The following is a 25,640-nucleotide window of genomic DNA, read 5'->3' as shown; positions in this document are numbered from 1 at the left end:
TCTGAAGTATGGCTACACATACGAACATCAACGACGATTCTGTTGCTGTGCCCGTGGCCCAGGGCGATCTGGACGCGGTCAGCAACGCCACCTTCTACAACCCCCATGAGGTGCTCGGCGGGCATCTCGGCACGGGCGAGCATGCGGGCGAGGTGACGGTGCGCGTGTTGCGCCCGATGGCCAAGGCCGTGTCCATCCTCACGCAGCACGGCTCGTACGAGGCCCTGCACGAGCACAACGGCGTGTTCGTCACCGTCATGCCGGCAGAACGGACCGACGACGGATTCGCCGTGCCGGACTACCGCGTGCGCACCGTGTACGCACTGGGCGAGAGCGTCGTCGAGGATGATCCGTACCGTTATCTGCCCACGATCGGCGATATGGACACCTACTTGTTCGGCGAAGGCCGCCACGAGCGCCTGTGGGAGGCGCTGGGCGCTCACGTGCGCCGTTTCGACGACCCGATGGGCTCGTCCGACGGCACCGCCGGCAAGCCGCTGGTCGGCACCGCATTCGCGGTCTGGGCTCCGAATGCTCATGCGGTGCGCGTCGTCGGCAACTTCAACAGCTGGGACGGCCGTCGCCACGCCATGCGTGAACTCGGTTCCTCGGGCGTGTGGGAGCTCTTCATCCCGGGCGTCGAGGCCGGCGAGGTCTACAAGTACGAGATCCTCAACGCCAACTACGAATGGGTCATGAAGGCCGACCCGATGGAGCGTTCCCACGAGATCCCGCCGGCGACCGGCTCGATCGTCGTGGACTCGGATCATGAGTGGGCCGACAAGGCATGGATGGACAAGCGTCGCAAGACGAATCCGCACGACGGCCCGGTGAGCATCTACGAGGTGCATGCCGGCAGCTGGCGCAAGGACGTTGCCAACTACCGCGAACTGGCCGACAAGCTGGTGCCGTACGTCGAGCAGGAGGGCTTCACGCACGTGGAGTTCATGCCGCTGGCGGAGCACCCGTTCTCCGGCTCGTGGGGATACCAGGTCACCGGCTACTACGCGGTCGACTCGCGTCTCGGAGGCCCCGACGACTTCAAGTATCTGGTCGACAAGCTGCATCAGGCCGGCATCGGCGTGATCATGGACTGGGTGCCGGCACATTTCCCGAAGGACGCGTTCGCGCTCGGGCGCTTCGACGGCACGCCGCTGTACGAGGATCCGGACCCGCTGCGCGGCGAGCACCCGGACTGGGGCACCTACGTGTTCAACTTCGGCCGTCGCGAAGTGCGCAACTTCCTCGTGGCCAACGCGAGCTTCTGGCTTGACGAGTACCATATCGACGCGCTGCGCGTGGATGCCGTCTCCTCGATGCTCTACCTCGACTACAGCCGTCAGCCCGGCCAGTGGCGCCCGAACATCTACGGCGGCCGCGAGAACCTCGAAGCGATCGACTTCCTCAAGGAGGCGAACGCCACCGCGTACAAGAACAACCCGGGCGTGATGATGATCGCCGAGGAGTCCACCGCGTATCCGGGCATCACCGCCCCGACCGACGCGGGCGGCCTTGGATTCGGCCTCAAATGGAACATGGGATGGATGCACGACACGCTCCAGTACCTGCACGAGACGCCGATCAACCGCAAGTGGCACCACGGCGAGATCACGTTCTCGATGGTCTACGCCTATTCCGAGCACTACGTGCTGCCGATCAGCCACGACGAGGTCGTGTACGGCAAGGGTTCGCTGTACGGCAAGATGCCGGGCGACGACTGGCAGAAGTACGCCGGCGTGCGTTCGCTCTTCGCGTACCAGTGGGCGCATCCGGGCAAGAACCTCACGTTCATGGGCAATGAGATCGCGCAGTGGGGCGAGTGGGACCACGACGGCTCCATCGACTGGGCGGCGCTGGACTGGCCCGACCACCGCGGAGTGCAGAAGCTCGTGGCCGATCTCAACAAGCTGTACAAGGCGTCTCCCGCCCTGTGGAGCCAGGATTTCGATCCGGCCGGCTTCCAGTGGCTTACCAGCGACGACGCTGACCACAACACGCTCAGCTTCGTGCGCATCGGCACGAAGGGCGAGCAGATGGTCGTGGTCGTCAACTTCTCCGGCGAGGCGTGGGAGAACTATCAGGTCGCACTGCCCAAGGGCGGCAAGTGGCGTGAGGTGCTCACCACGGACGACGCCAAATACGGCGGCTCCGACATCCACAACGGCACGTTCGAGGCCGAGCCAGGCGAATTCCATTCGCGCGAATGGTCCGCGAGACTCACGATTCCGGCGTTGGGAGCGGTATTCTTGGAACCGACACACTGAAAGGCGGTTTTCCGAATATGCTGAACACTCCGACGCGATCGACGGCGCCGCGCACGGTGCTGGTGGTGGAGGACGAGCCCACGCTCGCCACCGCCATCGCACAGCGCATCACGGCCGAAGGCTGGACTGCAAGGGTGGCCTCGGACGGCGCGAGCGCCGTGCAGGCCGCCAAGCAGCTACGCCCCGACCTGGTGATCATGGACATCATGCTGCCGGTGATGGACGGTCTCGAGGCGACCAAGCGCATCGTGGCCGAACGCCCGGTGCCGGTGCTGATCCTGACCGCGCGCGACGACGAAAGCGACAAGGTCATCGGGCTGGGCGCCGGCGCGGATGACTATATGACCAAGCCGTTCTCCATGCGAGAGCTGATCGCCAGGTGCAAGGCCCTGTTGCGCCGCGTGGAGCGGGCGAAGGTCATCGCCAAGAATTCCGAGAACGAGAAGATTCTCGATTTCGGTTCACTGGTTATCGATCCGGCACAGCGCATCGTGACGATGAACGGAGATCAGGTTCATCTGACCCCCACGGAGTTCGACCTGCTGGCGACGCTCGCGCGCAAGCCCCGCTCCGTGCTCACGCGCGAGAAGCTGCTCGAGGAGGTGTGGGACTGGGTCGATGCCTCGGGCACCCGCACCGTCGATTCGCACGTCAAGGCCCTGCGCCACAAACTCGGTTCGGAGACGATCCGCACCGTGCACGGCGTGGGCTATGCGTTCGAGCCTCCCAGCGAGTGACAGTCACAGGTGAGTCGATTGGCACATCAGCACATCAGCAAGCGGCCTTCGGGAACGGCATCGTCCCCGAAGGCCGCTTCGGCCATAACCAAAGTATCGGAAGTCGCTTCATCCCGTCGTCTTGACCGCAACGGCAAGGCCGGCGTCTCATCTCGGTCTCATCGTAGTATCGTACGCCCGATTGGCATGTTCTCGTCGCTCAAAGTGGAACTGAGTGTCATCATTACCAGTGCCACCGCGATTGCGTTCGGCATGTCGTGGCTGTTGCTCAAATTCGGCTGGAACGGCTGGATCGCCATGCCGCTGACCCTGGTCGTGGCATTGGGCATCACGTATTTCTTCTCCCGCGGACTGATCGCCCCGCTGCGGCAGATGCGCGACGCCGCGAACGCCATGGCCGACGGCGACTACACGGTGCGTGTGCATCTGGCCACTGACAGCAGTGACGAGATCGGCAGACTCGCCCGGGCGTTCAACGAGATGGCCGAGGAACTGCAGTATGCCGATCAGATGCGACTCGACATGATCGCCAATGTCAGTCACGAGCTACGCACGCCGGTTTCGGCGTTGCAGGCCATGGTCGAGAACATGGCCGATGGCGTGACCGAACCGTCTGCGGCCAATCTGGAAAGCATCCTTGACCAGACGCATCGTCTGAGTGATCTGATCGCCTATCTGCTCGATCTGTCCCGCATGGAGGCCGGCGCGGCAAGTCTCAATGTCGAGGAGTTCGACGTACGCGATTTTCTCGACGAAACGATCAAACCGCTCGAAATCGCCGATGCGGGGCATGCGCACGACATCATCATGAACGTCGACGAATCCATCCGCATGGAAGGCGATCAGGATCGTCTTCGCCAACTGTTCACCAACATCATCGCCAACGCGCTGAAGCATTCCCTCGACGGCACCACGGTGCTGGTGGAGGCCCATGAGGATACCGATCATGGCATGATCGTCACCAATGTGGTCAATTTCGGATCGCAGATTCCCCCCGACGAGCGTGCGGACATCTTTCGCAGGTTCGTCAAAGGCAAGGCCGGCCCCGGCACCGAGTCCGGCGGCACCGGCCTGGGGCTGTCCATCGCCCGATGGGCGGCTCAGCTGCATGGCGGCACAGTGCGCGTGGTGGATGACGAACGCGGCGTCGATTTCGAGATCACCCTGCCGAAGTACCATCCGGCGGCCTAAATCCCTGCCGGTTTTCTATCGCTCCACCGAGGCCAGGCTCAACGCGGTAATGACCTTGCACCCCGCCTGGTCGAGCGCGGCGATACATTGACGCATCGTCGCGCCGGTGGTCATGATGTCGTCGATCACGATTGTCCGCCGTCCGCGTATCGAATCCGCTCCGGTCACTGCGATATTGCCGGCGATGCGTTGACTTCGCTGTGCCGCGCCTCCCGCCTGCACCGATTTGGTCGACACGAGCATGGTACGCAACGCGGGCATCATATCGACCGCATATCCCTGTGCTACAAGCGTCGCCGCCATATGGCCGGTCACGGTGCTCATATGCCACCGTCCACGCCTGACCATCGACGAACGGGATGACGGGGCGGGAATCAACGTCACCGGTGCGTTACGGTCCACGGCACCGCAACGCACCGCAAGACCGGCGAGCAGCGAGGAGAACACGCCATCGCATTCCTCGTCGCCATGATCCTTCCATGACAGGATCGCGTGACGTGCCGTATCGCGGTAGCTCGCGCAGGAATATCCCTCCCCCATCACCGTGAGGGGCAACGACCTGCATATGGTGTGGCTGAATCCGCCCCTGCAGCCGGCGCACAGCACCTCGTCCGGCGTATCGCATCCCGCACATCCTCGCGGCAGCACCATATCGCGAACCAGACCATACACCGTCATGCCGTCACCGTCCCCGCACGACGCTTACAGGCGTACGAGCAGCCGTTCGAGGAAACGCAGCGTGTCATCCGGACTGCCGACACGCACGGCATAGGCGCCGGCCTCGGCGGCAGGATAGTCGTTGCCGCCCGGATTCATACGATCCCCCACGAACACGATGCCGCCGACCTCAACGCCGAGCACGCGGGCCAATTCATGGACCGCGAACGATTTATCCATGCCCGGCAGGGAGATGTCGATGCTGGTATAGCCTCCCGATCGTACTTTCAGATGCGGCAGGTCTCGGGAAACCGCCGCGACCAGCATCCTCTTCTTCTTATCGTCCGGATCCCAGGAGCGTTTGGCCGTCTCCGGGGCCTGCTGGCCGAGCGCGGAGAACGTCAGCTGACTGCCGCGGTCCTCGATGCGCTCGCCCCATACGCGGGTCTCCCACAATCCCAGTTCCCGGGCCCGAGTCTCCACGGACGCGGCGGCGGCGCGACGATCCGTCTCGCTCAGGTCATGCGCGTACACGCATTTCCACCGGCCGCATCCGTCGTCATCCACATGCCAGCGGTAATACCGACTTCCGCCCGTAGGCATGAGATGCATGCGGGAACGATCCGCACGGCCGCCGATCGCGTCAAGCACCTGGCTGACCACAAGCTCGTATCGTCCGCCGGTGATGACCGCCACCGTCGTGCGATGGGTCAGTTCCGCGAACCGATCGGTCATCGCCGCCGACATCGGCTGCTTGGACGAGGCGAGCGTGTTGTCGAGGTCGAAGGCGACGGCCCGCATATCGCGCACGAGCACGTCATAATCAAGGTCTGCCCATGCGTGCACCTGAATCATACGGCTTGCCTTTCCCTCGGTTCGTCGGCGCCGTGCGATAACGCCGATGACAGTATCCTAACGCACGCCGCGGCGAGCTCAGGACGCCGCTTGCCGCCGCCTGGGCCTATGGTGGTAGGCATGATCGAAGCTCCTTGGAACGCCCGCGTGTATCGCAATCGTCACGGCCGCGGCACACGCACGCCGATGTTCGGTACCCGTCTGCCCAGATATCGCACGCGCAGCGGTATGTTCGACGATATGGTGGCCGCGCAGATCCGTCGGCTGAACGGCGCATGGCCGCAACTGATCAAGCCGGTGCAGTTCGCCGTGGAGGACGTGCCGCCGTCACAGCCGGCCCCGTGGGAGCCGGAACCGAATCTGAACTCGCAGTATTTTCCTGCGGCGCACGGCGTGCCGGCCCGCATCGTGCTGTATCGGATGCCGATTCAGTCCGTGGCGCGAAGCCGTATGGACATGCAGCTGATCATCCGCGACGAGCTGGTGGGACGCATCGCAGATCTCTACGGCCGCCGTCCCGAGGAGATCGACCCGGACTGGGGGCTGTGACCGGCGCGCCCCGGACCGTTATCTGACGATGGACGGATCCTGGTCGACACGGATCGTCTCGCGCAGCTCGTCCAACGGCGTCGACGGCAGATAGGCGACGCCGGCGAGTGACGCGTCATCGAGCGCGTTCCGGCTGAGGGATACACCCCAGTGAAGTTCTCCGGATGAGCGGTCGACACGCACTGCGACGGCGTCAGGGAACGTCTGCATGATGTCGAGCCGCTTCGCCGTGTTCGCGTCAAGCGCAAGCTCTTCCTGGCCGATGAGCGTGCCATGGCTGTCGTACGCCTTGACGACGGCTTTCGCATCCGCGGAGCCGACGTTGACGAACGTGGCCTCATCCTCGAACCCGTCGGGAATGGCCACGGCCGAGGACTCGTACGCTGCGGACGCGTTCTCCATGGCGAAGTCCTCCTGGCCGTTCTCACCGTTGCGGACGATCCGAGCACTGGCGTATATGGCCTTGTCGGCAACGGCGACCAGAGCCATGGCATCCTTGGGAGCCCGACCCGCGTCGATCACCGCCACAGTCCCTGCTGTGAGCCGCTCGTCCGACACGGATACCAATCCCTTGCTGGTAACCCATGACAGGCGAACGGCGCTGTCCGTCCTGCCGAAGGCGATCAGATCGACATGGTCGCCTTCAGTCACGGAGGGCATGACCGACGTGGCGGACGCATCTGCCAGCGGTGTCACATACTCTGAGCCGTGAGAGGTCAGCCCGTCCATCGATACCGTGCGGACGACCGCGGCGATGGGACTTTGCCGACTCGAGACGGATACGTACAGACCGTTCTGCCCGGGGACGGCGGCCGACAGGTCGATCGTCGTCTCGCCGTTCGCCCGCACCGTGACGCTTTCGCCGGTGGACAGCGTCAGCTTGCCGGCACCCGAAGTACCCCAGGCCTCCACCTGCACGGCGGTGGCCTTGCTGGACGGGTTCGCGATAACCAGCTGCTGCGTCGTGCCCGTGGCCGTGCCGGACAGCAGGAACTGATGGCTGAGCGACATGCCTACGCATGATGCTGCCGATATGCCTTTGAGATCGCCGGTCGTGGCCCATGAAGCAACCGACGAAGCGGTACCGGTGCCGCTCTTCGATTCGAGCAGCCGTGTGCGCAGCACGGTCGCCGCCTGGTCGACGTCGCCGGATGTGGTGAGGACGTCGGACTGCCCGTCCGAGACCAACGATGTCGTGTCGCCGGTTGCGGCAAGCGACCCGACCGAGGACTGGTAGACGGATCCGAATGCGGCGTAACGCGCCGACGACGCGATGTTGCCGGACGAGATCCTGAACTGACTGTCTCCGAACTCGCCGGTGTCCGCCAGACTCATGCGGGCCGGACAGTACGACGACAGCTGCAACTGGCTGACCTGCTGCGACGACTGGGATCCGAAGCCTGCCGTGTCGTCCACGATGCCGGAGAACGGCCGCAGCACGACCGAGGCCGCGAACAACGATATGACGATCAGCGCGCTGGTCGTGGCCGCGGCGATGGTCAGTCCGGTGCGTGCCGCACGATGGCGCGGTGCCTGTCCGCTCATGATTCCTCCCCCGCGTAACGATAGGTGCGATGCGGCAACGCCACCAGGCAGTACAGCACGATTACCACGCCCATGCACGCCAGCCATGCATACCGCCAATAACTCGACTGTGTGCGTTGCTGCCAGGAGGTGTCGATGTTCTGCTGATCCGCGCTGTTGATGGTCAGTCGGTAATAGGTGCCGTTGGCCGCGGCAACGACCGATTGGGTGCCGTCCGATGCGGTGACGTTGCTGACCAGCCTCTGGGCGGCGCTGTCGGTGTCGTCTGCGGGATCCACAGCCACGAAGATTCCACCGAATCCGAGCGTGCTGATGTCGCGGATGGACTGCGCGTCGGCTCCGGCCAGCAGACGCGCCACCGACCGCGACAACACGGCATCGGCGCGCTGCGACGTCTCGTCGGTGGTCGAGAACGCCAGACGTATGCGGCGCACGGGCGAACTGTCGATGAGATCGCCGCGTTCGGAACGCATCACGGTGAACGCCACATCGTTGTTCGAGGTGGCGTGGATCGCCAGTACACGATGATCCTCGCCTTGCGCGAGATAGTCGACCGCGACCATCGGCAATCCCGAATCGGAGACGGCCACGCTGCGTCGATCGGTGACGGACAGTCCGACCCAGCCGGTCACGGCCACGCACACGGTCAATCCCATGATCAGCAGCACCCGTCCGATACGGACAAACGCCGAAGTCCGCCCCACAACAGGCGCGCCGTCGCTCTTCGAGGTCCCGTCGGCGGACTGGACAACGGTACGTAACGGCACGAAGCGCTTGACCGCAGCACCGGCGACCAGACAGACGCAGGAGAGCAGGCCGAGCATCATCATCATGAATCCCGGAACCGGGGATGCCGCCACGTCAGCACCCGTATCCGAGGCGACGACGATGCGCGTGCAGCACAGTGCGAGCGCCGCGCCGGTCAACCCCGTCACCCACATCAGGCGGGACGCACGCAACGCGAACGGCAACGCCAGGGACAGTACGGCGAGCGCCACGATGACGGCCAGCACCAAGAACATCGCGATGGCTCGCAGCGTGCCGATGCCATCGAGCGCGAATACCCGCATAACCACGTCGATCATGGTCGCGGACCGCGGCCCGCCCTCGATGTTCAGACGAGGCACCGTCACGCTGCCGAACAACTGGCGCCACATGCCTTCGGAGGAGTACTTGATCGCGTTGACCAGCGTCGGGGACACGACGAACGCCGCCGGCACCGGCATAAGGAGCAGCATGACGCGATGGCGGCGAACGAACAGCACGAACACCAGAAAACTGGCGATCAGAGGGAGCAGCAACTGCGGCTGCGATGCGACGACCGGGATGAAGCACAGCGATGCCAGTGCCGAAGACTGCATGGAGCGGTGCGGGTGCAGCTGGTCTTCGGTGCGGTACATGCCGACCGCGCGGAACGCGAACGCGAACGCCGCAGGCATGAACACCATGACCGTGAGCATGGGCAGGTCAGCGGTATCGAATAGGCCCGCCGCAAGCGCCAGAGCCACCCACAGCAGGCTGCCCGCGACACGCACGCCGTTCGATCTGGTGAAAATGCCGGCAAGCGCCCAGAACGAGATCGCGGCCAGCGGCGCGGCCAGCAGGAAGATCATCGTCAGCGCGGCAGCCGGATGGCCGATCGTGACCACCGACGCGGCAAGCCATACGAGCAGCCACGGTGCGGGGGGCGCCGGTATGCCGGTTCCCGTACCGAACACCCACGGCGTGGTTGCCGCCTGCGCCAATTGGCTGAAGCTGGCCGAGGTGGGCAGCAGCTGCGCGGAGTACAGGGACGTGCCGGAGACGAAGGCCCCCACGATCACGGTGTGGTACGGGATCACGACGGCGAGCAGCGCGATCAGCATCATGCATGAGGCCAGTCCCCACCGCCGTATGCGGCGACGGCGCAGATGGGCGCGTGCCAGAGGACTGAGCAGCACGGTATTGTGCTGATCCTCCAGTGCCTGGGCTCGGTCTTTCCATTGGTTCATCTGCTGACGGTTGACGCTGAGCGCGGACAAGCGGGTCATCGGCACGTTGCTGTGCCGGGCCACGAGGCGTCGCGCGCGTATCGCACCGGGCAGCGAGATCAGCGCCCGCCCGGGCAGGCATAGTTCGCATCCGGCACGGTACGGCTGTTTGGACAGCAGCTGCATGAGAGAGACCGCAAAGGCGCGCAGCAGCAGCCACAGCCATAGCAGCGGCCACCAGAGCATGCGGATGTCGGTATACCGGTACCGTTGCCCGGCACTGATCACGGCCATCGTGGAATGCAGCCGTTCACCGTCGGCCACGGCCTCGCCGCCGCGCGTGCGCACGCCTTCGTAGCGGGCGCGCCGGTGGGCGATGCGTGCGGCGGGGACGACGACGACGCGGCCGCCGTCAAGACAGATGCGACGGCAGAAGTCAGCTGATTCTCCGTAGGTGGTGAACCACCGGTTGACGCCTTCGACTTCGTGCAGGGTGCGCACCGGCAGCAGCGCGCCGGCAAGCGACACCGCGAACACATCCTGCCGGTTGTCGTACTGTTCCTGGTCTTCCTCGCCGTCCACGACCAACGATTCGAGTCGGTGCCGACTGGCATACAGGCCTACGTCGTGCAGGTCGTTCGCCTGCCAGTCCAACTGTTTCGCACCCAGCAGCGATGTCGTCGGATTGTTGCGCCACGCGTCGGCGAGCGACGCGAGGCAAGTATCGTCCGCAGGCCTCGAATCGTCGTGCAGCATCCACCATGCGCGCACTGTCGCCGGCAGCCCAGCGGCGGTCATGCCCTTGGTCGCGGCGTCGCCGAATGATGTCGCCCCTTTGACCGGGACCACGCGGATCTCGACGCTCTTGCTTTCGGGAACCGCACGCAGCGGTCCCGCGGATGACGGGATAACCTCGAATCTGGCCACGACCGGTTCGCTGCGGCCGGTGCAGTCCGCGACGACGATCACCGCAGGCAGCATGCTTTGCCGCAGCACGGCCTTCATGGTGTCAGGGAAGAATCGCAGATCGCGTTCCACGGTGATCACCGCGGCGATGGCGGGGTTCACGTCCTGCCGGTGGGTATAGGGCCGCCTGGCCAGCAGCGTGGAGATCGTCTGCTGGAGTTCGTTGCTGCCTGTGGGATTCATAGACTCAAGTGTACGCATGGATGCGGAGGCCCGGCTCATGCCTGCTCCCTGTGCTCCTTCTTGTACCGACGGCGTTCGCGCTCGCTCATGCCGCCCCAGATGCCGAACCGTTCATCGTGCTCGATGGCCCATCTCAGGCATTGCTCCCGTACCTCGCATTGCGCGCACACGCGCTTGGCGTCACGGGTGGAGCCGCCTTTTTCCGGGAAGAACGCCTCGGGATCGGTCTGGGAACACAGCGCCTTGTGCTGCCACGACAGATCCTCTTCGGTATGGAACAGCCCCCATAGTTGCCGTAGCGGTTCTTCGGAGGAATCCTCGACGACACCCCACATTCGTCTTCCTCCTTACCGATGCACTTATGCTGTCAACCGTTAAATTACACACATGCGACTTGTGTTTTGTCAAATCCCTTATCATGGGAACCGTGTCATTACCGTCGATTTCACCGGAGGTGTGATACATAGGGTCAGCCGGTTCGCATGAGCGCACGCCCGGAGCCCGCACCGCGCGGTTCGGCCGTATCGAACAGGCCGCGGAACGGTCAGACGGGAACCGTTGCCGTTATCGTGGTGATGCGTATGTGCCGTTCCTGCGCAGGATCGCCGCGGCTGCGGCCCGGTTCGCGGGTTCCTGTGCGACAGTGACATGAGACAGTAACGAAGGCTATGGAGGCGAGATTCCATGATCGACGGCAACGGAGGTATGCATCAGGCGACACCGCCCAGCTTCACCCCAGCCGGTTCCAGAAGACGGCCGTCGCAGGATCGCGTGCAGCCGTCCGCGCAACCATCGGACCAGGTTCCGTCCGACGCGGGCGCCGCCGGCACGCAGCATCCCGCGATTCCGCCGTCCTTCTCGCCGTCCTCGGCAAAACGCCGGTCCGCCGCACGGCCGACCGGCGCAGCTGCCGTGCCGCCGTCTGCGACCGTACGGAGAACGTCCGCTCCTGCGCAGCCCGAGAGCGTCGTTCCGGTCTCGGCAGCGGCGGAACAGCCCCACAGCTTCTCCCCTGCCGTACCGCGTCAGCCGCGGCGTTCGGCGTCCGGCTCGCGCGTCTCGACGGTGGCGTCGCATGTGTCCGCGGCACCGTCCAGGGTTCCGCAGACGCAGCCGCGCACGCCGATGATGCCGGCCGCACCGTCCGTCATGGGCAAGGGCACCGGCGCGTCCCGGCGCCTCACGGAACGGCACATCGGACGGCTGCCACAAGGGCCTGGCACAGGTGTGACGAGGGCCAAGCGCCGGCTGCATGCCGGGCGGATCGTCTTCGGCGTGTTCGCGGTGCTGCTGGCGGCATTGGTGCTGTTGGTGTTCGGCGCATGGAATTGGGTCGACGGACGGATCGGCCGCGACCAGTGGCTGACTTCCATGGCCGATTCGTCCGGTGCGACGAGTTGGCTGCTCGTCGGTTCCGACAAGCGCGACAACACCGAGGGCGTCGTCGGTTCGGACGATGCGACGGTAACCGGATTCCGCACCGACACGCTGCTGGTACTCACCAAGCCGAAGAACGGCCCGAGCTCTCTGATCTCGATCCCTCGCGATTCGTTGGTCGAGGTCGAAGGCCAGTACATGAAGATCAATTCGGTGGCCCAGGTATACGGCAACAAGGCGTTGACCGGCGAAGTCGAACAGATCACCGGGCAGAAGATTGACCACGTGGCCGAGATCCAGTTCGGCGGTCTGAAGAACGTGGTGGATGCCGTGGGCGGTGTGAACCTGTGTTATGACCAGGACGTCGACGACGGCTATTCGGGACTTCAATGGCAGGCCGGATGCCATGACGCGGACGGTACGACGGCGCTTGCGTTCTCGCGTATGCGCTATTCGGACGCACAGGGTGATTTCGGCCGTGCGGCGCGGCAGCGTCAGGTCATCGCCGCGGTGATGAAGAAGGCGCTCAGCGCCGGCACGCTGCTCAATCCGGCGAAGGTCATGGCACTGGCGAACGCCGGACTGTCGTCGATCACGGTGGATGAGAGCACCGATCCCGCCACGTTGGCCGCCATGGCCTTGGCGTTCCGCGATGCGACGGGGTCCGGCGGCGTGACCGGCAGCCTGTACTGGTCCAATCCCGATTATTACGTCGACGGGGTCGGATCCTCTGTGCTGCTGGACGATTCCGCGAATCTCGAATTGTTCTCCCAACTCGCCTCGGGCAAGCATGCCACCGGCGAGGTGGGTACACTCGCGGAAAGCTGATTGTCGGCGTGTCGCCCTGCGGAGCCGTTGCCGCGTAAGGCGACACGCCGCACGATAAGCGTTCGACCACATCACCTGTTTCGGCTTGCGCGCGCCCGTGCAATGAAGCCAGACTCGAATCATGGGCACATCATCCACGCACATCGCATCGAAGCGACGGTCCGGTCTCCGTCATGGCCGTCGTCTCGCGCTGATCGCAGCGACGGCGCCGATCGCAGCCCAGATGATGATGCTCGTGGCGATGCTGGCGGAACGCCGTTGGCTGTTCGCCATGATGGTCGTGCCGGGAATCATCGGATGCGCCGCGTCGGCGGCGCTGTCATCGGTCAGAACCGATGCGGTCGCGGAAGACGACGCGAAGACGCCCAGTCACATATCCCCCGATGTCCACGACGACGGATGCGTCTTCCCCGAACGATGCCCGTCATGGGAGTCTCTGGCATTGCCATTCGCGCACGAGGAGCCGGCGCTGTGGCGGCACATCGTGCGCGTATGGCTGCAAGGTGGCGAGTCTCGTCATCATGCGCTTCGCGCGACCGTCGGCGTCCGGACGGACGGCCCGTTCGAGATCGATCTCGTCGGCCAGGGCCCGCACGCGCTGGTGGCGGGCACGACCGGCTCAGGCAAATCCGTGCTGTTGCAGACCTGGTGCATCGCGTTGGCATGCCGGTATCCCGCCGACCGGCTGAACTTCGTATTCCTTGATTTCAAGGGCGGTTCGGCGTTCAACGGACTTGCCCGTCTGCCCCATGTGGTGGGCAACGTGTGCGATCTCGACCTCAGCCATGCCGTGCGGGCCCTGGAGTCCATCGAGGGCGAACTGCGCAGACGGGAGCGGCTGGTGGCCGAGCGGCGCGTCGGGGATGTCCGGCAGCTGCGTGATCCGCCGCCGAGGCTGCTGATCGTCGTGGACGAGTTTCACGCACTGCGCAGCCAACTGCCCGATTCCGTGGATCGGCTGGTGCGTATCGCCTCGTTAGGCAGGTCGCTAGGCATGCATCTGGTGGCGTGCACGCAGCATCCGTCGGGTCAGGTGAGCGCCGACATGAAGGCGAACATCGCGATCGGCATCTGTCTGCGGGTGCGTGACGCCATGCAGTCGCGTGAACTCGTCGGTTCGGATGCCGCGGCGTCCATCAGCCCCTCATTGCCGGGGGCGGCGTACTGCCACGACGGGGAGCGGCTCGCGCCATTCCTGTGCGCGCAGGTCTCGGACATGGATTCGATCGTCAGGGCCATAGGGGTCGCGCACCGCTTCCGGGGAACGGCCATGCCCCGGCGATTGTTCAGCGCGCCACTGCCACGGTCGGTGTATGTATCCGCCGAGGATACGCCATGCGTCGTCGTGTCGGAATCAGGCCATCGTCTGGTCGGGTTCGGCCTGTCCGATGACGGCGTCACGCTCGGCACCGCGCGGATACGCATCGCCGACGGCAACGTCGCGATCATCGGCCAGCACGGGCGCGGCAAGTCGACGCTGATCCGTCTACTGCTCGAAGCGCTGCGGAATGAACCGCACATGCAGCTGGTGTTCAGCCGGGCGGAACACGGCGGGATGATCCGCAAGATCGTGCACCGGACTCAGTCTGAAACGCCGACCATATTGGAACCGTTCGCCTCGCACAAGACGACTTCGGGCACACGGCAAGACGTGGATGGCCCTCCCGCATGCCCTCACACGGTATGGTTGGCGGACGATGCCGACCCACTGTTCGACCCGATCGGCTCGCATCCCCTGCGCGACGAGTTTCACCGTGCGCTGCTCAGTCCGGATATGACGGTCGTGTTCGCCGTCGGCACATCGCGTCATGTCCGGGTTCCCGAGCATTGCGCGACGCGCATCGTGTTCCCGACCGCGGATCGGCCGACAGACTTGATGAACGGCATTCCGCCCGAGGTCCTCGGCCGGTTCACACCGGAGGATTTCGACACGGCCGGGCGGGCCGTGCTGCTCGAGCGGGGACGGGCCAGTCCCGTCCAGTGCTTTCTTTTACGCTCCGTTGGCGAAAGCTCTTGAAAAGTCGCCGATTTCGTGGTTACCTGTGTAATGGATTTTTACAACGGGCCCGCGGGGCCTCAAGGAAGGCAAGACAATGAGCAGTGCTTTTGACTGGCGCGCCAAGGCTGCGTGCCGCGACAAGGATCCGGAGCTGTTCTTTCCGGTAGGCAACACGGGGGCGGCATATCAGCAGATCGAGGAGGCCAAGGCCGTGTGCCGCACCTGCAAGGTGATCGACGCGTGTCTCAAGTGCGCGCTGGAGACCAATCAGGATTACGGCGTGTGGGGCGGTCTGAGCGAGGACGAGCGCCGCGCCCTGAAGCGTCGTGCGATGCGCGCCCGCCGTTCTCAGGCGTTGCAGAACCTCTGACGCATTCGCAGACTCACCGGGAAGGCCCCGGCAGCATCACCGCTGCCGGGGCCTTCCCATGTTCACGTGCATTCGAAACGGGCCGGCGTCGTTTCCGCGTGGCGATTTTGTCTTGGCCGGGCTGCGCCCGTCAGAACGAAACCGCCATGCGCCCGTTCGAACCGCCTATTCTTCCTGGGCCGCGCGCAGTCTCATTTCGAGCACCACGCGCGTGCCGCCCTCGCGGCGCGGCTCCCAGCGCACGCTGCCGCCGAAGTCGTTGGTGACGAACGTGTTGATGATCTGCGTGCCGAGACCCGAACCGGAGGAGCGCGCCATGCCATGGCTCTCCTCGTTGGCCAAACCCGATCCGTCATCCTCGACCACCACGTTGAGGTTCGCACCCGAACGGCCCACGGAGATCACGATGTGGCCTTCCTTGCGTCCCTCGAAGCCGTGCTCCACCGCGTTGGTGATGAGCTCGGTGAGCACAAGAGACAGCGGCGTGGCGTCCTGTGCGGGCATCATGCCGAACTGGCCGACGTATTCGATGTTGATGTGTTGGTCGCGCATCGTAGCCAGATCGACGCTCATCTTGAGCAGGTTGGAGATCACCTTGTCGAAGTCGACGATCTCGTCGGCGGTCTGGCTCAGTCCCTCGTGCACCATCGCGATGGTCTGCACGCGGCGCTGAGCCTCCTCCAGCTCCTTCTTGACCTCCTCCGACTTGGTCTTGCGCGCCTGAAGACGCAGCAGCGCGGAGACGGCCTGCAGGTTGTTCTTGACGCGATGGTGGATCTCGGAAATCGTCGCGTCCTTGGTCTGCAGCTCCTGCTCACGGCGGCGCAGCTCGGTCACATCGCGGCACAGCACGATGGCGCCGGTGCGTCCGTTCGCATCGAACAGCGGCATGGAGCGCATGGACACGGCGGAGTTGTTCGCGTTGAGTTCGGAGTCCACGGCTGCTTTGCCGCTCAGAACCAGCGGCAGGGATTCGGGCAGCGGGTCGTTCTCGTGCAGCAGCTGGGTGCCGACCTCGCTCAGCAGCTTGCCCTGCATCGGGTCGAGCGAGCCGAGACGGCGGAAGCAGCTGATCGCGTTCGGCGAGGCGTAGCGCACCACGCCATCGGCCGCCAGCACGATGAAGCCGTCGGCCACGCGCGCGTTGTGGCGCTGGCTCATCACCGAATCCATGTACGGGAACTGCCCGCGCGGGATCATCTCGTAAAGCTGCTTGCCGGCGTTGATGCTTTCGGACTCGTTGCGGCCGTTGGATTCGCGAGTCGCCATGTTCGTCTCGCGCACCACCAGGCCGAGCGTCTTGCCGTTGTGGTGTACCGGCGCGTATACGTTGCACACCGTGGACTTGCCGACGTTGCGCAGCACGGTGGAACGGAATACCACGGCCGAACGCATCGCCGCGTCGAGTTCGCCGATCATGTCTTCGGGCACCGGTTTGCCGACCACATCCTCGGCGCGCAGCGTCGCCACTGTGGATGGGCGGCACTGTTCGGCCACCACGTATTCGCCGTTGCCGTTCTGCAGGATGAGCAGCAGGTCGGCGAAGCTCAGGTCGGCGATGACCTGCCAGTCGGCCACCAGATGATGCAGCCATTCACGGTCGGTGCTGTCGAAATCGGGCCGCGTTGCGAGTACTTGTGTGAAATCTGCCATGCTGTCCATCATACGCAATGCCGTACCGTTGCGTCCGCCGCAAAATCGTATGCGCAGGTCGGGCGAACCGGCATCGTTGACCATCAGACAGGGACTGGAGCACCGTTCCCACCCCGCGTTTCTTGACAAATATTTAAGTTACGTTAACGTAGGTTACGTTAGCGTAGGTTAAGATGATAGTGACCGCCGACCGGACGTGCCGGCGAACGTCGATAGGGAGGAAACGATGGCAGTCTCCGAGGACGAGGTCGCACGCAAGCGCGCGGCGATACAGGCGGCGCGCGACGCCGCGACCGAGGCGAGGGAGGCGGCGCTCAAAGCCAAGGCCGATGCGGTACGAGTCAGGGCCCATGCCAGAGCGGAACGCATCCGCCGTCGCGGCGAGGAGCATGCGCTGTCCGTGATCGCCAAGGCGGAGGCCCGCGCGGCGCGGCTCGAGGGCATCTCCCCCGCCGAGGTCGAACGCAAGATCCGTCTCGACGTGCATGGTCGTCCGAAGCCGCTGCTGCGCGGCTGGATCCATGCAGTGGCGGCACCGCTCGCACTGGCCGCGGGCATCGTGCTGATCTGCCTCGCCCAAGGGGCCGGCCTCAAATGGGCGTGCGCGGTGTTCATGGTCTGCTCGCTGGTGCTGTTCACCAATTCGGCGGCCTATCATCTGGGAGACTGGTCCCCACGCGTCACCGACGTGCTGCGCCGCATCGACCATATGAACATCTTCCTGCTCATCGCCGGCACGTATACGCCCGTCTCGTTCGCGCTCGAGCCGCGCTGGCGCAACGCGATCATCGCCGGCATGTGGATCTGCACACTGGTGGCGCTCGTCATCCACGTGATCTGGATCGGGGCGCCCCGCTGGCTGTACGTGATCGTGTACATCGTGTTCGGTGTGTCCGGAGTGGCGTTCATGAGCCTGTTCTGGACCTCGCCGTATGCGGGGCCGACCGTGGTGATCCTGCTGGCTGCGGGTGGCGCATGCTATATCGCCGGCGCGATCGTCTACGGGCTACGCAAGCCCGACCCGTGGCCGCGCGTGTTCGGCTTCCATGAGATCTTCCACACCGGCACCGTCGCCGGATACGCGTGTCACATGGTCGCCATTTACATGGTGATCGTCAGCCTGTGGCATTAATGCATAGTTGAACGACCAATGACATATCCGCGTGCGATTACGCACCGATATGCGAATGTCCTGTTCCCCGCATCCTGACAATGCGTGCAACAGGACATTCGCATATCTCAAGTCCGGCCAAGCCTACTCGAGCGGCTTGGCTTCCTTAACGGTCACGCTGATCGTGCGGCCGTTGGGGGCCTGGTAGCTGACGGTGTCGCCGGCCTTGGCGCCCATGATAGCCTTGCCGATCGGAGAGTCCTCGCTCAGCACGTCGTATTCGGTGACGGACGCCATGTCGCGCGCGCCGAGCACGTACGTCATCTCGTTGCCGGCGAGCTCAATGGTCACCAGCGAGCCGTTGCCGACGATGCCGGCCTTCGGAGCCTCGACGATCTTCGCGTTGCGCAGCTTGACAGTCAGCTCGTTGATACGTCCCTCGTTCTTGCTCTGCTCCTCACGGGCGGCTTGATAGCCGCCGTTCTCGGACAGATCGCCTTCGGCACGGGCCGCGGCGATGCGCTTGGTGATCTCGTCGCGATACTGACCCTCGCGGTAGGCGAGCTCGTCCTTCAGCTTGTCGTAGGCATCCTGCGTGAGCGGGACGACTTTCTCTTCAGCCATGTTGTCCTCCTTGGTCAAAGTCTGTCAACGATGTTGTATGGTACGAAAAAAGCGCCGACTTGCGCCGGCGCGTCCACGTTTCGGGCAAAACGCGATCGGACCGGACACAGTGCCGGCCCGGATGTCAGCGGGTCGAAATGATGTCGATCACGAACACGAGCGTGTCGCCGCCGCCGATGCCGGCCTGCGGGACGCCGCGCGAGCCGTAGCCGTACTCCGGCGGGATGGAGACGACCAGGCGGGAGCCGACGTTGTGGCCCGGCACGGTCTGATCCCAACCCTTGATGACCTGGCCGACGCCGATGCCGAAGCTGGCCGGCTGGTGACGGTCGAAGCTCGAATCGAACGGCTCGGACTTGCCCCAGACGACACCGTGGTAGTTCACGGTCACGGTGTCGCCACGACGTACCATCGGGCCGTCGCCTTCGACCAGTTCCACGGCCTTGAGTCCGGCCGGAGCCTCGCCTTCGAACTCGATGACCGGAGCGGCGCCGAATTCGGCGTTGACCTTGGGCATATTCGCCATGTGTTCCTCCTTAGTGACGCACAATGTACACGAGGATACCCGCCGATGCGCGGGCACGCAACCGCAACCGGGTCAGCATTCGACTACGTTGACGGCCAAGCCGCCCTCGGACGTCTCCTTGTATTTGGCCATCATGTCCTCGCCGGTGTCCTTCATGGTCTTGATGGCCTGGTCGAGGCTGACGATGTGCGAACCGTCGCCGAGCATGGCCATGCGCACCGCATTGATGGCGGTGTTCGCAGCCATCGCGTTGCGTTCGATGCACGGGATCTGTACGAGTCCGCCCACCGGGTCGCAGGTCAGTCCCAGATTGTGTTCGATGCCGATCTCGGCCGCGTTCTCGACCTGCGCCGGCGTGCCGCCCATCACCGCGCACAGGCCGGCGGCGGCCATCGAACAGGCGACGCCCACCTCGCCCTGGCAGCCGACCTCGGCGCCGGAGATCGATGCGTTGCGCTTGAACAGATAGCCGACCGCACCGGCCGTCAGCAGGAACGTCACCACGCCGTCCTCGTTCGCGGAATCGACGAAATGCCAGTAATACTGCAGCACGGCGGGAATGATGCCGGCGGAACCGTTGGTCGGGGCGGTCACGACGCGCCCTCCTCCGGCGTTCTCCTCGGAGACGGCGAGCGCGAACAGGTCCACCCATGCGGCGTCGGACGCTTCGAGCGCGGCGTCGAGCCGATGGCTGCGTTTGAGCACGTCGCTGTTGGCGGCGAGCCGCGCGTACATTTTCGGGGCCCTGCGCGGCACGTCGAGTCCGCCGGGAAGGGTGGCAAGCTCGCTGGTGCAGCCGTTGGTCACGCAGTCACGCATGGTATTCCAGACCTTGAGCAGGTCGGCGCGCACGTCGTCGGCGGGGCGCGCGGCGGTTTCGTTGGCCCAGACGAGTTCGGCGATGGACAGGTCGTGTTCGCGGCACAGCGCGACGAGTTCGTCGCCGGTCGTGAAATCGTATGGTGCATGCGGGCCGAAATCGGTGGATGCCGATTCGTCGTCGTCAGCGAACGAGGTACCTGCCGGCGGGCGGTCATGGATGCCGATCATGAGGTCATCGGGGTGCCCTTGCCGTATGAAGCCGCCGCCGATCGAATACCAGACCTGTTCGTCGAGCAGGTTACCCGCGGCGTCGAACGCCTGAAAGCGCATGCCGTTGGGGTGCGCGGCCATGCGCTGCCAGCGTTCGAATACGATGTCCCGGTCGTAATCGAAGCCGACCGGATGACGGCCGTCGAGATTGAGCGTGCCGCCCACCTCGCATTCCTGGCGGATGGTAAGCACATGGTCGGTGTTGACGGTGGCCGGCAGCCCGCCTTCGAGTCCTGCCATGACCGCATGGTCGGTGCCGTGGCCGAGTCCGGTCAGGGCGAGGGACCCATACAGCACGACACGGATGCGAGCGACCCGGTCAAGCACGCCGGATTCGGCGAGCGAGGACGCAAACCGCTGACCGGCGACCATCGGTCCGACGGTATGCGACGAACTCGGCCCGACACCGATTTTGAACATATCGAGAATACTGAACATCAGCTGCCAGTATAGCGACGGTTTGTGTCATGCGACGCGACGCCGGGCCCGCGGCTCGACGGATGCGCATACGGATCAGGACAGCGCGGACAGCGTCATGCCGTAGATGATGCCACCAAGAACGGCGAGCACGATCGTCGCGATGCCGGCCGCGATGACCGCGGTACGTCGATTCGCCAGTTTGCCGGGCAGGATCGCGCCGAAGAAGAAGGAGACGAAGCCCGCCGCCGCGCAGTTGACACCGATGCCAAGCTTTGCAGTGCCGGTCAGAGCGATGCCTTGTGCCGGCGTGAGGACCGAGTCGATGACGGCGGGGAACACGGCGTATCCCCATGCGGCGAATCCGATCAGTCCGGCCAACGCATAGATGAACGGCAGCAATCTGGGGATGTCCAGCCGGTCGGTGAGCGATTCGACGGCCCACAGCAGCACGAATCCGACCGTGTATGCGAACGCGACGGCGAACAGGGAGGCGATGAGGAACCATGGCAGCGGCACGAACGCGCCGCCGGACATCTTCACATAGATCGGGGCGCTGATCAGCTCGCATACGCACAGCACGGCCGCGATGACGATCGCCTGCATCAGCATCGTGGGCAGCGAGTCCTTCGATTCACGGCGTACATCCAACCAACCGGCCATATCCGTTCCTTTACTCCCCGGCCACGTTCCGCAGCCGTCCGGCAACAACGCCGGCCAGTCTACCGGCCAAAAGAAAACGCCGTGTTTCCGATCGAATAAGGTGCCCCTGGCGGGACTCGAACCCGCAAGCCGAAGCGATCGATTTTAAGTCGACTGCGTATACCATTTCGCCACAGGGGCGTTGACCCGCGAACAGGCCAACCGTATTATTGTACGTCATCTTTCGGCATGTGCCGACAAGCGGCGTCCGTCATCGTCAGGCTCGTTGCGCGAGCAGTCGGCGGCCGTAGTCGAGCACGATGCCGTCGAGCAGGCCATGCTCGCTGGCGACGAACGAGTCGATCGGCTCGCCGTGGTCGGCTTCGGCCGCGGCGGACACCTTGGCGAGCACACGGTTCCATACGAGCGCGCCACCACCCACCACGTCGATGCGGCCGGGATGGATGGTCTTGTATTCGCGGCGCTCGGCACGTGTCATGCGCAGGAACCGATCGTCCACCTCGTAGGCATCCTCGTTGCGCACGCGCACGCCGTCGACCGCACGGTGATCATATTCCTTGAGACCGAGCGTGAGCGCAGTCATGGTGGTGACGGTGCCTGACACGCCGATGAGCGTGCGCGTTCTTCCGGCCGGCACAGTCCGGAACGCCTCGTCGATATGCTCATCGATGTCGGCGATCGCCTCGCCGATTTCGGCTTCGGTCGGCGGGTCGGTGTGCAAGTGACGTTCGGTCATGCGCACCGAGCCGATGTTCATCGAATATGCGGCCTGAACCTGCGTGTCGGGAGCGGTCACGCCGTCGCCGCCGAGCACGAGTTCGGTCGAACCGCCACCGAGATCGACCACGAGGAACGGGGCCGGCAGATCGCCGCGCGGCGCGACGCTGGTCGCGCCGAGGAAGCTCAGATCAGCTTCCTCCGTGCCCGGGATGACTTCGGGACGCACGCCGAGGATCCGTTCGATCCTGTCCTCGAACTCGTCGCGATTGTCCGCATCGCGCGTGGCCGAGGTGGCGACGAACCTCAGTCCATCCACCTGATGCTGGGCGAGGATCGCAGCGAATTCGGTGGCCGCCGTATAGGCACGTTCCAGTGCTTCCTCGGCGAACCGGTGCGTCTTGTCCACGTCCTGGCCGAGTCGTATCACGCGCAACGTACGCGGCACGATGTCACGCATGCCGTGTTCGTCCACCCGCGCGATCTTCAAACGGATCGAATTGGTGCCGCAGTCGATGCCGGCCACGATTACCGAACGCTGTTCGTCGTTCATCGAACATCCTCTCCTTGCATTGTCTGGTTCATGCCGTTCGGGCTTTTCGACCTTTGCCGAGCCTATTCAGCGTCCACCGCGCAACGGCATACGGCCGGGTCGAATTCGTCGGCGATGCGGGACAGGGTCATGTCGCCGATCGGGTTCGCGCCGGCGCCCATCACAAGCGTCTGCGCGAGCAGCGCATGCAGGCATTTGACGCGCACGGGCATGCCGCCCGCGCTGATGCCGGCGATGTGCTCCTCGCTGTCGCCTAACCGTTGCGCCAGTTCATGCCGAAAGGCGAGATACAGGTCATGCGCACGCCGGTAATCGGCACGCAGCTGCTCCCCCTCCTCGTCGGGCACGGCGAGCAGATCGTTGTACTCGGCCATTACGCCGTTCGCCTCCACATGGGAGACTGCCTTGACCGCTTCCGGACTGGTCAGATAGCAGGTGGTGGGGAACGGGATGCCGCCCGGAAGCACGGGGCGGGTCACGACGGCGAGCGGACGGCCGCATACGCAGCGCGCACCGACTGCGACCATGCCACGCGGATACCGTCCGAGCTGTCGTTCGACGACGGCAATGTCATGATCGGTGGCGGGGTCGTTCATGCACCGGTCGACCAGCCGCGAAGCCTGGTCGAGAATCGCCTGGTCGATGCCGTCGGCGGGGGTGTGTGCTGGATTCGTCACTGTTGCTGATCCTCCGTGGTGTGGTCGGTTTCGGTGCTTCCGGTGCCATCGGAAACGTTGTCTTGCGTGGTGCCCGAAGTGCCGTTCGCATTCTTCTGGTCATTGCCGGCAGTGGTCGCCTCATCGGCCTTCTTGTCCGCTTGTTCGAACGAATAGGCCAGTTCACTGTACCAGGGCAGCGATTTCTTGCCGGAATCCTCGTCGCCGGTATCGGTCTTGTCGTTCGGCGCGGATCCGGTGACGGCCTCCGGGTGCAGCACATGCACGACCTGTTCGCCGGGAAAGACGAAGCCGAGCTTGTCGCGAGCCTGCGCCGCGACATAGGCTTTGTCGTTCCACCGGGCGATATCGTTTTCCAGATCCTGTTTCTTTGCGATGAGCGCGGCCTCCTCACGCTTGAGACCGTTGAGTTCGGAGACGCTGATCGCATACGTGTAGAACGTCGACAGCAGCTGGATGGCCCCCAACGCGACGATGAACAGGGCGACGAAGAATACGATGGGACCGCTGCTGCGGGTTTTCGCCTTGGCCGCGGTGCGTCGCGTTCCGCGCTTCGCACTCGGCGCGGACGCACCCCGGGCCGCACGACCGTTCCGTGTGGCGCCCGATGCCGTGGTCTTACGGGTTTTGCCGGGGGATGCGCCGGGATTCGATCGTGATCTCATAGGCAATAAAAATACCCGCCGCATTCGACGGGGAATGCGGCGGGCATTGCACACTATGCGACCTTCATGAAGCGAATGGCCTTATGAAGGTTCGTCACAGGCTCACTTGGCCAAGTACTTCTTGCAGGCCTTGAACGCGCTGTAGCCGGCGTACTTCGCGGTGGAGCCGAGCTCCTCCTCGATCTCCAGCAGGCGGTTGTACTTGGCAACGCGCTCGCCACGGGCCGGGGCACCGGTCTTGATCTGGCGGGTGTTCTTGGCAACCGCGAGATCGGAGATGGTGGTGTCCGGGGTCTCGCCGGAACGGTGGGAGACCATGGAGGTGTAGCCGTTGGCCGTAGCCAGCTCGATGGCGTCGAGGGTCTCGGTGACAGTGCCGATCTGGTTGAGCTTGACCAGCAGGGAGTTGGCGGCGCCGAGCTCGATGGCCTTGGCCAGGCGAGCCGGGTTGGTCACCAGCAGGTCGTCGCCGACGAACTGCAGACGATCGCCGAGCAGCTTGGTGATGGCGGTCCAGTCTTCCCAGCCCTCTTCGTTGAACGGATCCTCGATGGAGACGATCGGGTACTCCTCGATGAGCTGCTCGTAGAAGTCGAGCATGTACTGGGAGTCGCGCTCGTCACCCTCGAAGTGGTACTTGCCGGTCTCCTTGTTGTAGAACTCGGAGGAGGCGACATCGAGGGAGATGCCGATCTGCTTGCCCGGCTCGTAGCCGGCGGCGGAGATGGCGTCCATGATGTAGTTCAGGGAGTCCTTGTTGGACTTCATCTTCGGGGCGAAGCCGCCCTCGTCGCCGAGGCCGGTGTTCAGGCCCTGCTTCTTGAGGACGTTCTTGAGGGTGTGGTAGACCTCGACGCCGGCCTGCAGGGCCTCGGAGTAGGAGTCGAAGCCGTACGGGGAGATCATGTACTCCTGGATGTCGGTCGCGAAGTCGGCGTGGGCGCCGCCGTTCATGATGTTCATGTTCGGGACCGGCAGGATGTGGCCGTTGGTGCCGCCGATGTAGCGGTACAGCGGTTCGTCGGCGGACTCGGCGGCGGCGTACAGGGCAGCCAGGGAGACACCGAGGATGGCGTTGGCGCCCAGACGGCCCTTGTTCGGGGTGCCGTCGAGCTCGATCATCAGGTCGTCGAGAGCGCGCTGGTCGGAGGCATCCATGCCGATGACCTTCGGAGCGATCTCCTCGTTGACGGCCTTGACCGCGTTCAGAACACCCTTGCCGCCGTAGACGGACTTGTCGCCATCGCGACGCTCCCAAGCCTCGGCCTCACCGGTGGAGGCACCGGACGGGACCAGACCCAGGCCGCGGGCGCCGTCTTCGGTGTCGAGGACGACCTGGACGGTCGGGTTGCCACGGGAATCGAGAATCTGACGCGCGTACACGCTTTCAATTGCTGCCACAACTACTCCTTTAACGTATAGGTTGTGATGACAGCCTTAAGAATACCGGG

The 25,640-nt window shown here is 64.4% G+C and carries 22 protein-coding genes and 1 tRNA gene; 8 read left to right on the top strand and 15 right to left on the bottom strand.

Annotated features, from left to right (window positions below; translation table 11 throughout):
- Positions 1–8: 8 nt before the first annotated feature.
- From glgB to KIH76_RS03610, 3 genes are all read left to right on the top strand, one after another.
- Positions 9–2,264 (top strand): 1,4-alpha-glucan branching protein GlgB, encoded by a 2,256-nt coding sequence (gene glgB / locus KIH76_RS03620; RefSeq protein ID WP_214373348.1) that lies wholly within the window; start codon positions 9–11, stop codon positions 2,262–2,264.
- 17 nt (positions 2,265–2,281) lie between these two features.
- Entirely contained in the window at positions 2,282–3,001 is a 720-nt protein-coding gene (locus tag KIH76_RS03615; RefSeq protein WP_214373347.1) for a response regulator transcription factor, read from the top strand.
- 186 nt (positions 3,002–3,187) lie between these two features.
- The gene (locus tag KIH76_RS03610; protein ID WP_214373524.1) at positions 3,188–4,192 is read left to right on the top strand and encodes a sensor histidine kinase; all 1,005 of its coding nucleotides are present in this window, start codon (positions 3,188–3,190) and stop codon (positions 4,190–4,192) included.
- A 15-nt stretch (positions 4,193–4,207) separates the two neighbouring features.
- On the opposite strand, the gene KIH76_RS03605 is transcribed toward KIH76_RS03610, so the two are convergent.
- Positions 4,208–4,870 carry a ComF family protein gene (locus KIH76_RS03605; RefSeq protein WP_236036800.1) on the bottom strand — a complete coding sequence of 221 codons (663 nt, stop codon included), beginning with the start codon at positions 4,868–4,870 and terminating at the stop codon, positions 4,208–4,210.
- A 24-nt stretch (positions 4,871–4,894) separates the two neighbouring features.
- A complete protein-coding gene (locus KIH76_RS03600; protein ID WP_420829250.1) occupies positions 4,895–5,701 on the bottom strand; it encodes an HAD family hydrolase in 807 nt (268 codons plus the stop codon).
- Positions 5,702–5,824: 123 nt separating this feature from the next.
- Here KIH76_RS03600 and KIH76_RS03595 point away from each other — a divergent pair, with 123 nt between their 5' ends.
- Positions 5,825–6,253 (top strand): metallopeptidase family protein, encoded by a 429-nt coding sequence (locus KIH76_RS03595; RefSeq protein ID WP_219069343.1) that lies wholly within the window; start codon positions 5,825–5,827, stop codon positions 6,251–6,253.
- Positions 6,254–6,271: 18 nt separating this feature from the next.
- Here the strand turns inward: KIH76_RS03595 and KIH76_RS03590 are convergent, their stop codons facing one another.
- The 3 genes from KIH76_RS03590 to KIH76_RS03580 are packed head-to-tail and all read right to left on the bottom strand — an operon-like array spanning position 6,272 to position 11,252.
- Complete coding sequence (locus KIH76_RS03590; RefSeq protein ID WP_214374623.1) at positions 6,272–7,798, bottom strand: DUF5719 family protein; 1,527 nt, start codon at positions 7,796–7,798, stop codon at positions 6,272–6,274.
- Positions 7,795–10,917 carry a glycosyltransferase family 2 protein gene (locus tag KIH76_RS03585; RefSeq protein ID WP_219069342.1) on the bottom strand — a complete coding sequence of 1,041 codons (3,123 nt, stop codon included), beginning with the start codon at positions 10,915–10,917 and terminating at the stop codon, positions 7,795–7,797. Before KIH76_RS03585 ends, KIH76_RS03590 begins: the two co-directional genes overlap by 4 nt.
- Before the next feature lie 35 nt (positions 10,918–10,952).
- On the bottom strand, positions 10,953–11,252 hold the full coding sequence (locus KIH76_RS03580) for a WhiB family transcriptional regulator (protein WP_214374625.1): 300 nt from the start codon (positions 11,250–11,252) through the stop codon (positions 10,953–10,955).
- 349 nt (positions 11,253–11,601) lie between these two features.
- Here KIH76_RS03580 and KIH76_RS03575 point away from each other — a divergent pair, with 349 nt between their 5' ends.
- The 3 genes from KIH76_RS03575 (at position 11,602) to KIH76_RS03565 (ending at position 15,491) form a co-directional block, all read left to right on the top strand.
- Complete coding sequence (locus tag KIH76_RS03575; RefSeq protein ID WP_214374626.1) at positions 11,602–13,122, top strand: LCP family protein; 1,521 nt, start codon at positions 11,602–11,604, stop codon at positions 13,120–13,122.
- A 121-nt stretch (positions 13,123–13,243) separates the two neighbouring features.
- Positions 13,244–15,139: an FtsK/SpoIIIE domain-containing protein gene (locus tag KIH76_RS03570; protein ID WP_236036799.1), complete on the top strand. Its 1,896-nt coding sequence runs from the start codon at positions 13,244–13,246 to the stop codon at positions 15,137–15,139.
- A gap of 76 nt (positions 15,140–15,215) precedes the next feature.
- Positions 15,216–15,491 (top strand): WhiB family transcriptional regulator, encoded by a 276-nt coding sequence (locus KIH76_RS03565; RefSeq protein WP_214374627.1) that lies wholly within the window; start codon positions 15,216–15,218, stop codon positions 15,489–15,491.
- Between the two features lie 165 nt (positions 15,492–15,656).
- Here KIH76_RS03565 and KIH76_RS03560 read toward each other — a convergent pair whose 3' ends face one another.
- Positions 15,657–17,144: a sensor histidine kinase gene (locus KIH76_RS03560; RefSeq protein ID WP_214374628.1), complete on the bottom strand. Its 1,488-nt coding sequence runs from the start codon at positions 17,142–17,144 to the stop codon at positions 15,657–15,659.
- 226 nt (positions 17,145–17,370) lie between these two features.
- On the opposite strand from KIH76_RS03560, the gene trhA reads away from it, so the two are divergent.
- Complete coding sequence (gene trhA / locus KIH76_RS03555; RefSeq protein WP_214374629.1) at positions 17,371–18,276, top strand: PAQR family membrane homeostasis protein TrhA; 906 nt, start codon at positions 17,371–17,373, stop codon at positions 18,274–18,276.
- Positions 18,277–18,399: 123 nt separating this feature from the next.
- Here the strand turns inward: trhA and KIH76_RS03550 are convergent, their stop codons facing one another.
- From KIH76_RS03550 to eno, 9 genes are all read right to left on the bottom strand, one after another.
- Positions 18,400–18,879 carry a GreA/GreB family elongation factor gene (locus KIH76_RS03550; RefSeq protein ID WP_214374630.1) on the bottom strand — a complete coding sequence of 160 codons (480 nt, stop codon included), beginning with the start codon at positions 18,877–18,879 and terminating at the stop codon, positions 18,400–18,402.
- A gap of 124 nt (positions 18,880–19,003) precedes the next feature.
- Complete coding sequence (locus KIH76_RS03545; protein WP_214374631.1) at positions 19,004–19,405, bottom strand: FKBP-type peptidyl-prolyl cis-trans isomerase; 402 nt, start codon at positions 19,403–19,405, stop codon at positions 19,004–19,006.
- Positions 19,406–19,477: 72 nt separating this feature from the next.
- Positions 19,478–20,935, bottom strand: coding sequence for an L-serine ammonia-lyase (locus KIH76_RS03540; RefSeq protein ID WP_214374632.1), 1,458 nt, complete (start codon positions 20,933–20,935; stop codon positions 19,478–19,480).
- 75 nt (positions 20,936–21,010) lie between these two features.
- On the bottom strand, positions 21,011–21,577 hold the full coding sequence (locus KIH76_RS03535; protein WP_214374633.1) for a 4-hydroxybenzoate polyprenyltransferase: 567 nt from the start codon (positions 21,575–21,577) through the stop codon (positions 21,011–21,013).
- A gap of 101 nt (positions 21,578–21,678) precedes the next feature.
- Positions 21,679–21,757: transfer RNA gene (locus KIH76_RS03530), tRNA-Leu, on the bottom strand.
- A gap of 76 nt (positions 21,758–21,833) precedes the next feature.
- Positions 21,834–22,847 carry a Ppx/GppA phosphatase family protein gene (locus KIH76_RS03525; RefSeq protein ID WP_214374634.1) on the bottom strand — a complete coding sequence of 338 codons (1,014 nt, stop codon included), beginning with the start codon at positions 22,845–22,847 and terminating at the stop codon, positions 21,834–21,836.
- A gap of 62 nt (positions 22,848–22,909) precedes the next feature.
- A complete protein-coding gene (locus KIH76_RS03520) occupies positions 22,910–23,443 on the bottom strand; it encodes a DUF501 domain-containing protein (protein WP_214374672.1) in 534 nt (177 codons plus the stop codon).
- Positions 23,444–23,520: 77 nt separating this feature from the next.
- Positions 23,521–24,189, bottom strand: coding sequence for an FtsB family cell division protein (locus tag KIH76_RS03515; RefSeq protein WP_214374635.1), 669 nt, complete (start codon positions 24,187–24,189; stop codon positions 23,521–23,523).
- A gap of 102 nt (positions 24,190–24,291) precedes the next feature.
- Positions 24,292–25,590, bottom strand: coding sequence for a phosphopyruvate hydratase (gene eno / locus KIH76_RS03510; protein WP_163230630.1), 1,299 nt, complete (start codon positions 25,588–25,590; stop codon positions 24,292–24,294).
- Between the last annotated feature and the right edge of the window lie 50 nt (positions 25,591–25,640).

The sequence above is a fragment of the Bifidobacterium simiiventris genome, from assembly GCF_019331715.1.
Classification (GTDB): Bacteria; Actinomycetota; Actinomycetes; order Actinomycetales; family Bifidobacteriaceae; genus Bifidobacterium; species Bifidobacterium simiiventris.
Note: the sequence above shows the minus strand (reverse complement) of the source record. Positions and strands in the feature narration are given on the sequence as shown.

Excerpts from the sequence above, each read along its gene's own strand:
- KIH76_RS03520 (WP_214374672.1), bottom strand. The coding sequence starts at position 23,443 with ATGAACGACCCCGCCACCGATCATGACATTGCCGTCGTCGAACGACAG.
- KIH76_RS03545 (WP_214374631.1), bottom strand. The coding sequence starts at position 19,405 with ATGGCGAATATGCCCAAGGTCAACGCCGAATTCGGCGCCGCTCCGGTC.
- KIH76_RS03590 (WP_214374623.1), bottom strand. The coding sequence starts at position 7,798 with ATGAGCGGACAGGCACCGCGCCATCGTGCGGCACGCACCGGACTGACC.
- glgB (WP_214373348.1), top strand. The coding sequence starts at position 9 with ATGGCTACACATACGAACATCAACGACGATTCTGTTGCTGTGCCCGTG.
- KIH76_RS03570 (WP_236036799.1), top strand. The coding sequence starts at position 13,244 with ATGGGCACATCATCCACGCACATCGCATCGAAGCGACGGTCCGGTCTC.
- KIH76_RS03575 (WP_214374626.1), top strand. The coding sequence starts at position 11,602 with ATGATCGACGGCAACGGAGGTATGCATCAGGCGACACCGCCCAGCTTC.
- KIH76_RS03585 (WP_219069342.1), bottom strand. The coding sequence starts at position 10,917 with ATGAATCCCACAGGCAGCAACGAACTCCAGCAGACGATCTCCACGCTG.
- KIH76_RS03615 (WP_214373347.1), top strand. The coding sequence starts at position 2,282 with ATGCTGAACACTCCGACGCGATCGACGGCGCCGCGCACGGTGCTGGTG.
- KIH76_RS03550 (WP_214374630.1), bottom strand. The coding sequence starts at position 18,879 with ATGGCTGAAGAGAAAGTCGTCCCGCTCACGCAGGATGCCTACGACAAG.
- KIH76_RS03565 (WP_214374627.1), top strand. The coding sequence starts at position 15,216 with ATGAGCAGTGCTTTTGACTGGCGCGCCAAGGCTGCGTGCCGCGACAAG.
- KIH76_RS03515 (WP_214374635.1), bottom strand. The coding sequence starts at position 24,189 with ATGAGATCACGATCGAATCCCGGCGCATCCCCCGGCAAAACCCGTAAG.
- KIH76_RS03560 (WP_214374628.1), bottom strand. The coding sequence starts at position 17,144 with ATGGCAGATTTCACACAAGTACTCGCAACGCGGCCCGATTTCGACAGC.
- KIH76_RS03540 (WP_214374632.1), bottom strand. The coding sequence starts at position 20,935 with ATGTTCAGTATTCTCGATATGTTCAAAATCGGTGTCGGGCCGAGTTCG.
- KIH76_RS03580 (WP_214374625.1), bottom strand. The coding sequence starts at position 11,252 with ATGTGGGGTGTCGTCGAGGATTCCTCCGAAGAACCGCTACGGCAACTA.
- KIH76_RS03605 (WP_236036800.1), bottom strand. The coding sequence starts at position 4,870 with ATGACGGTGTATGGTCTGGTTCGCGATATGGTGCTGCCGCGAGGATGT.
- KIH76_RS03525 (WP_214374634.1), bottom strand. The coding sequence starts at position 22,847 with ATGAACGACGAACAGCGTTCGGTAATCGTGGCCGGCATCGACTGCGGC.
- trhA (WP_214374629.1), top strand. The coding sequence starts at position 17,371 with ATGGCAGTCTCCGAGGACGAGGTCGCACGCAAGCGCGCGGCGATACAG.
- KIH76_RS03595 (WP_219069343.1), top strand. The coding sequence starts at position 5,825 with ATGATCGAAGCTCCTTGGAACGCCCGCGTGTATCGCAATCGTCACGGC.
- KIH76_RS03535 (WP_214374633.1), bottom strand. The coding sequence starts at position 21,577 with ATGGCCGGTTGGTTGGATGTACGCCGTGAATCGAAGGACTCGCTGCCC.
- KIH76_RS03610 (WP_214373524.1), top strand. The coding sequence starts at position 3,188 with ATGTTCTCGTCGCTCAAAGTGGAACTGAGTGTCATCATTACCAGTGCC.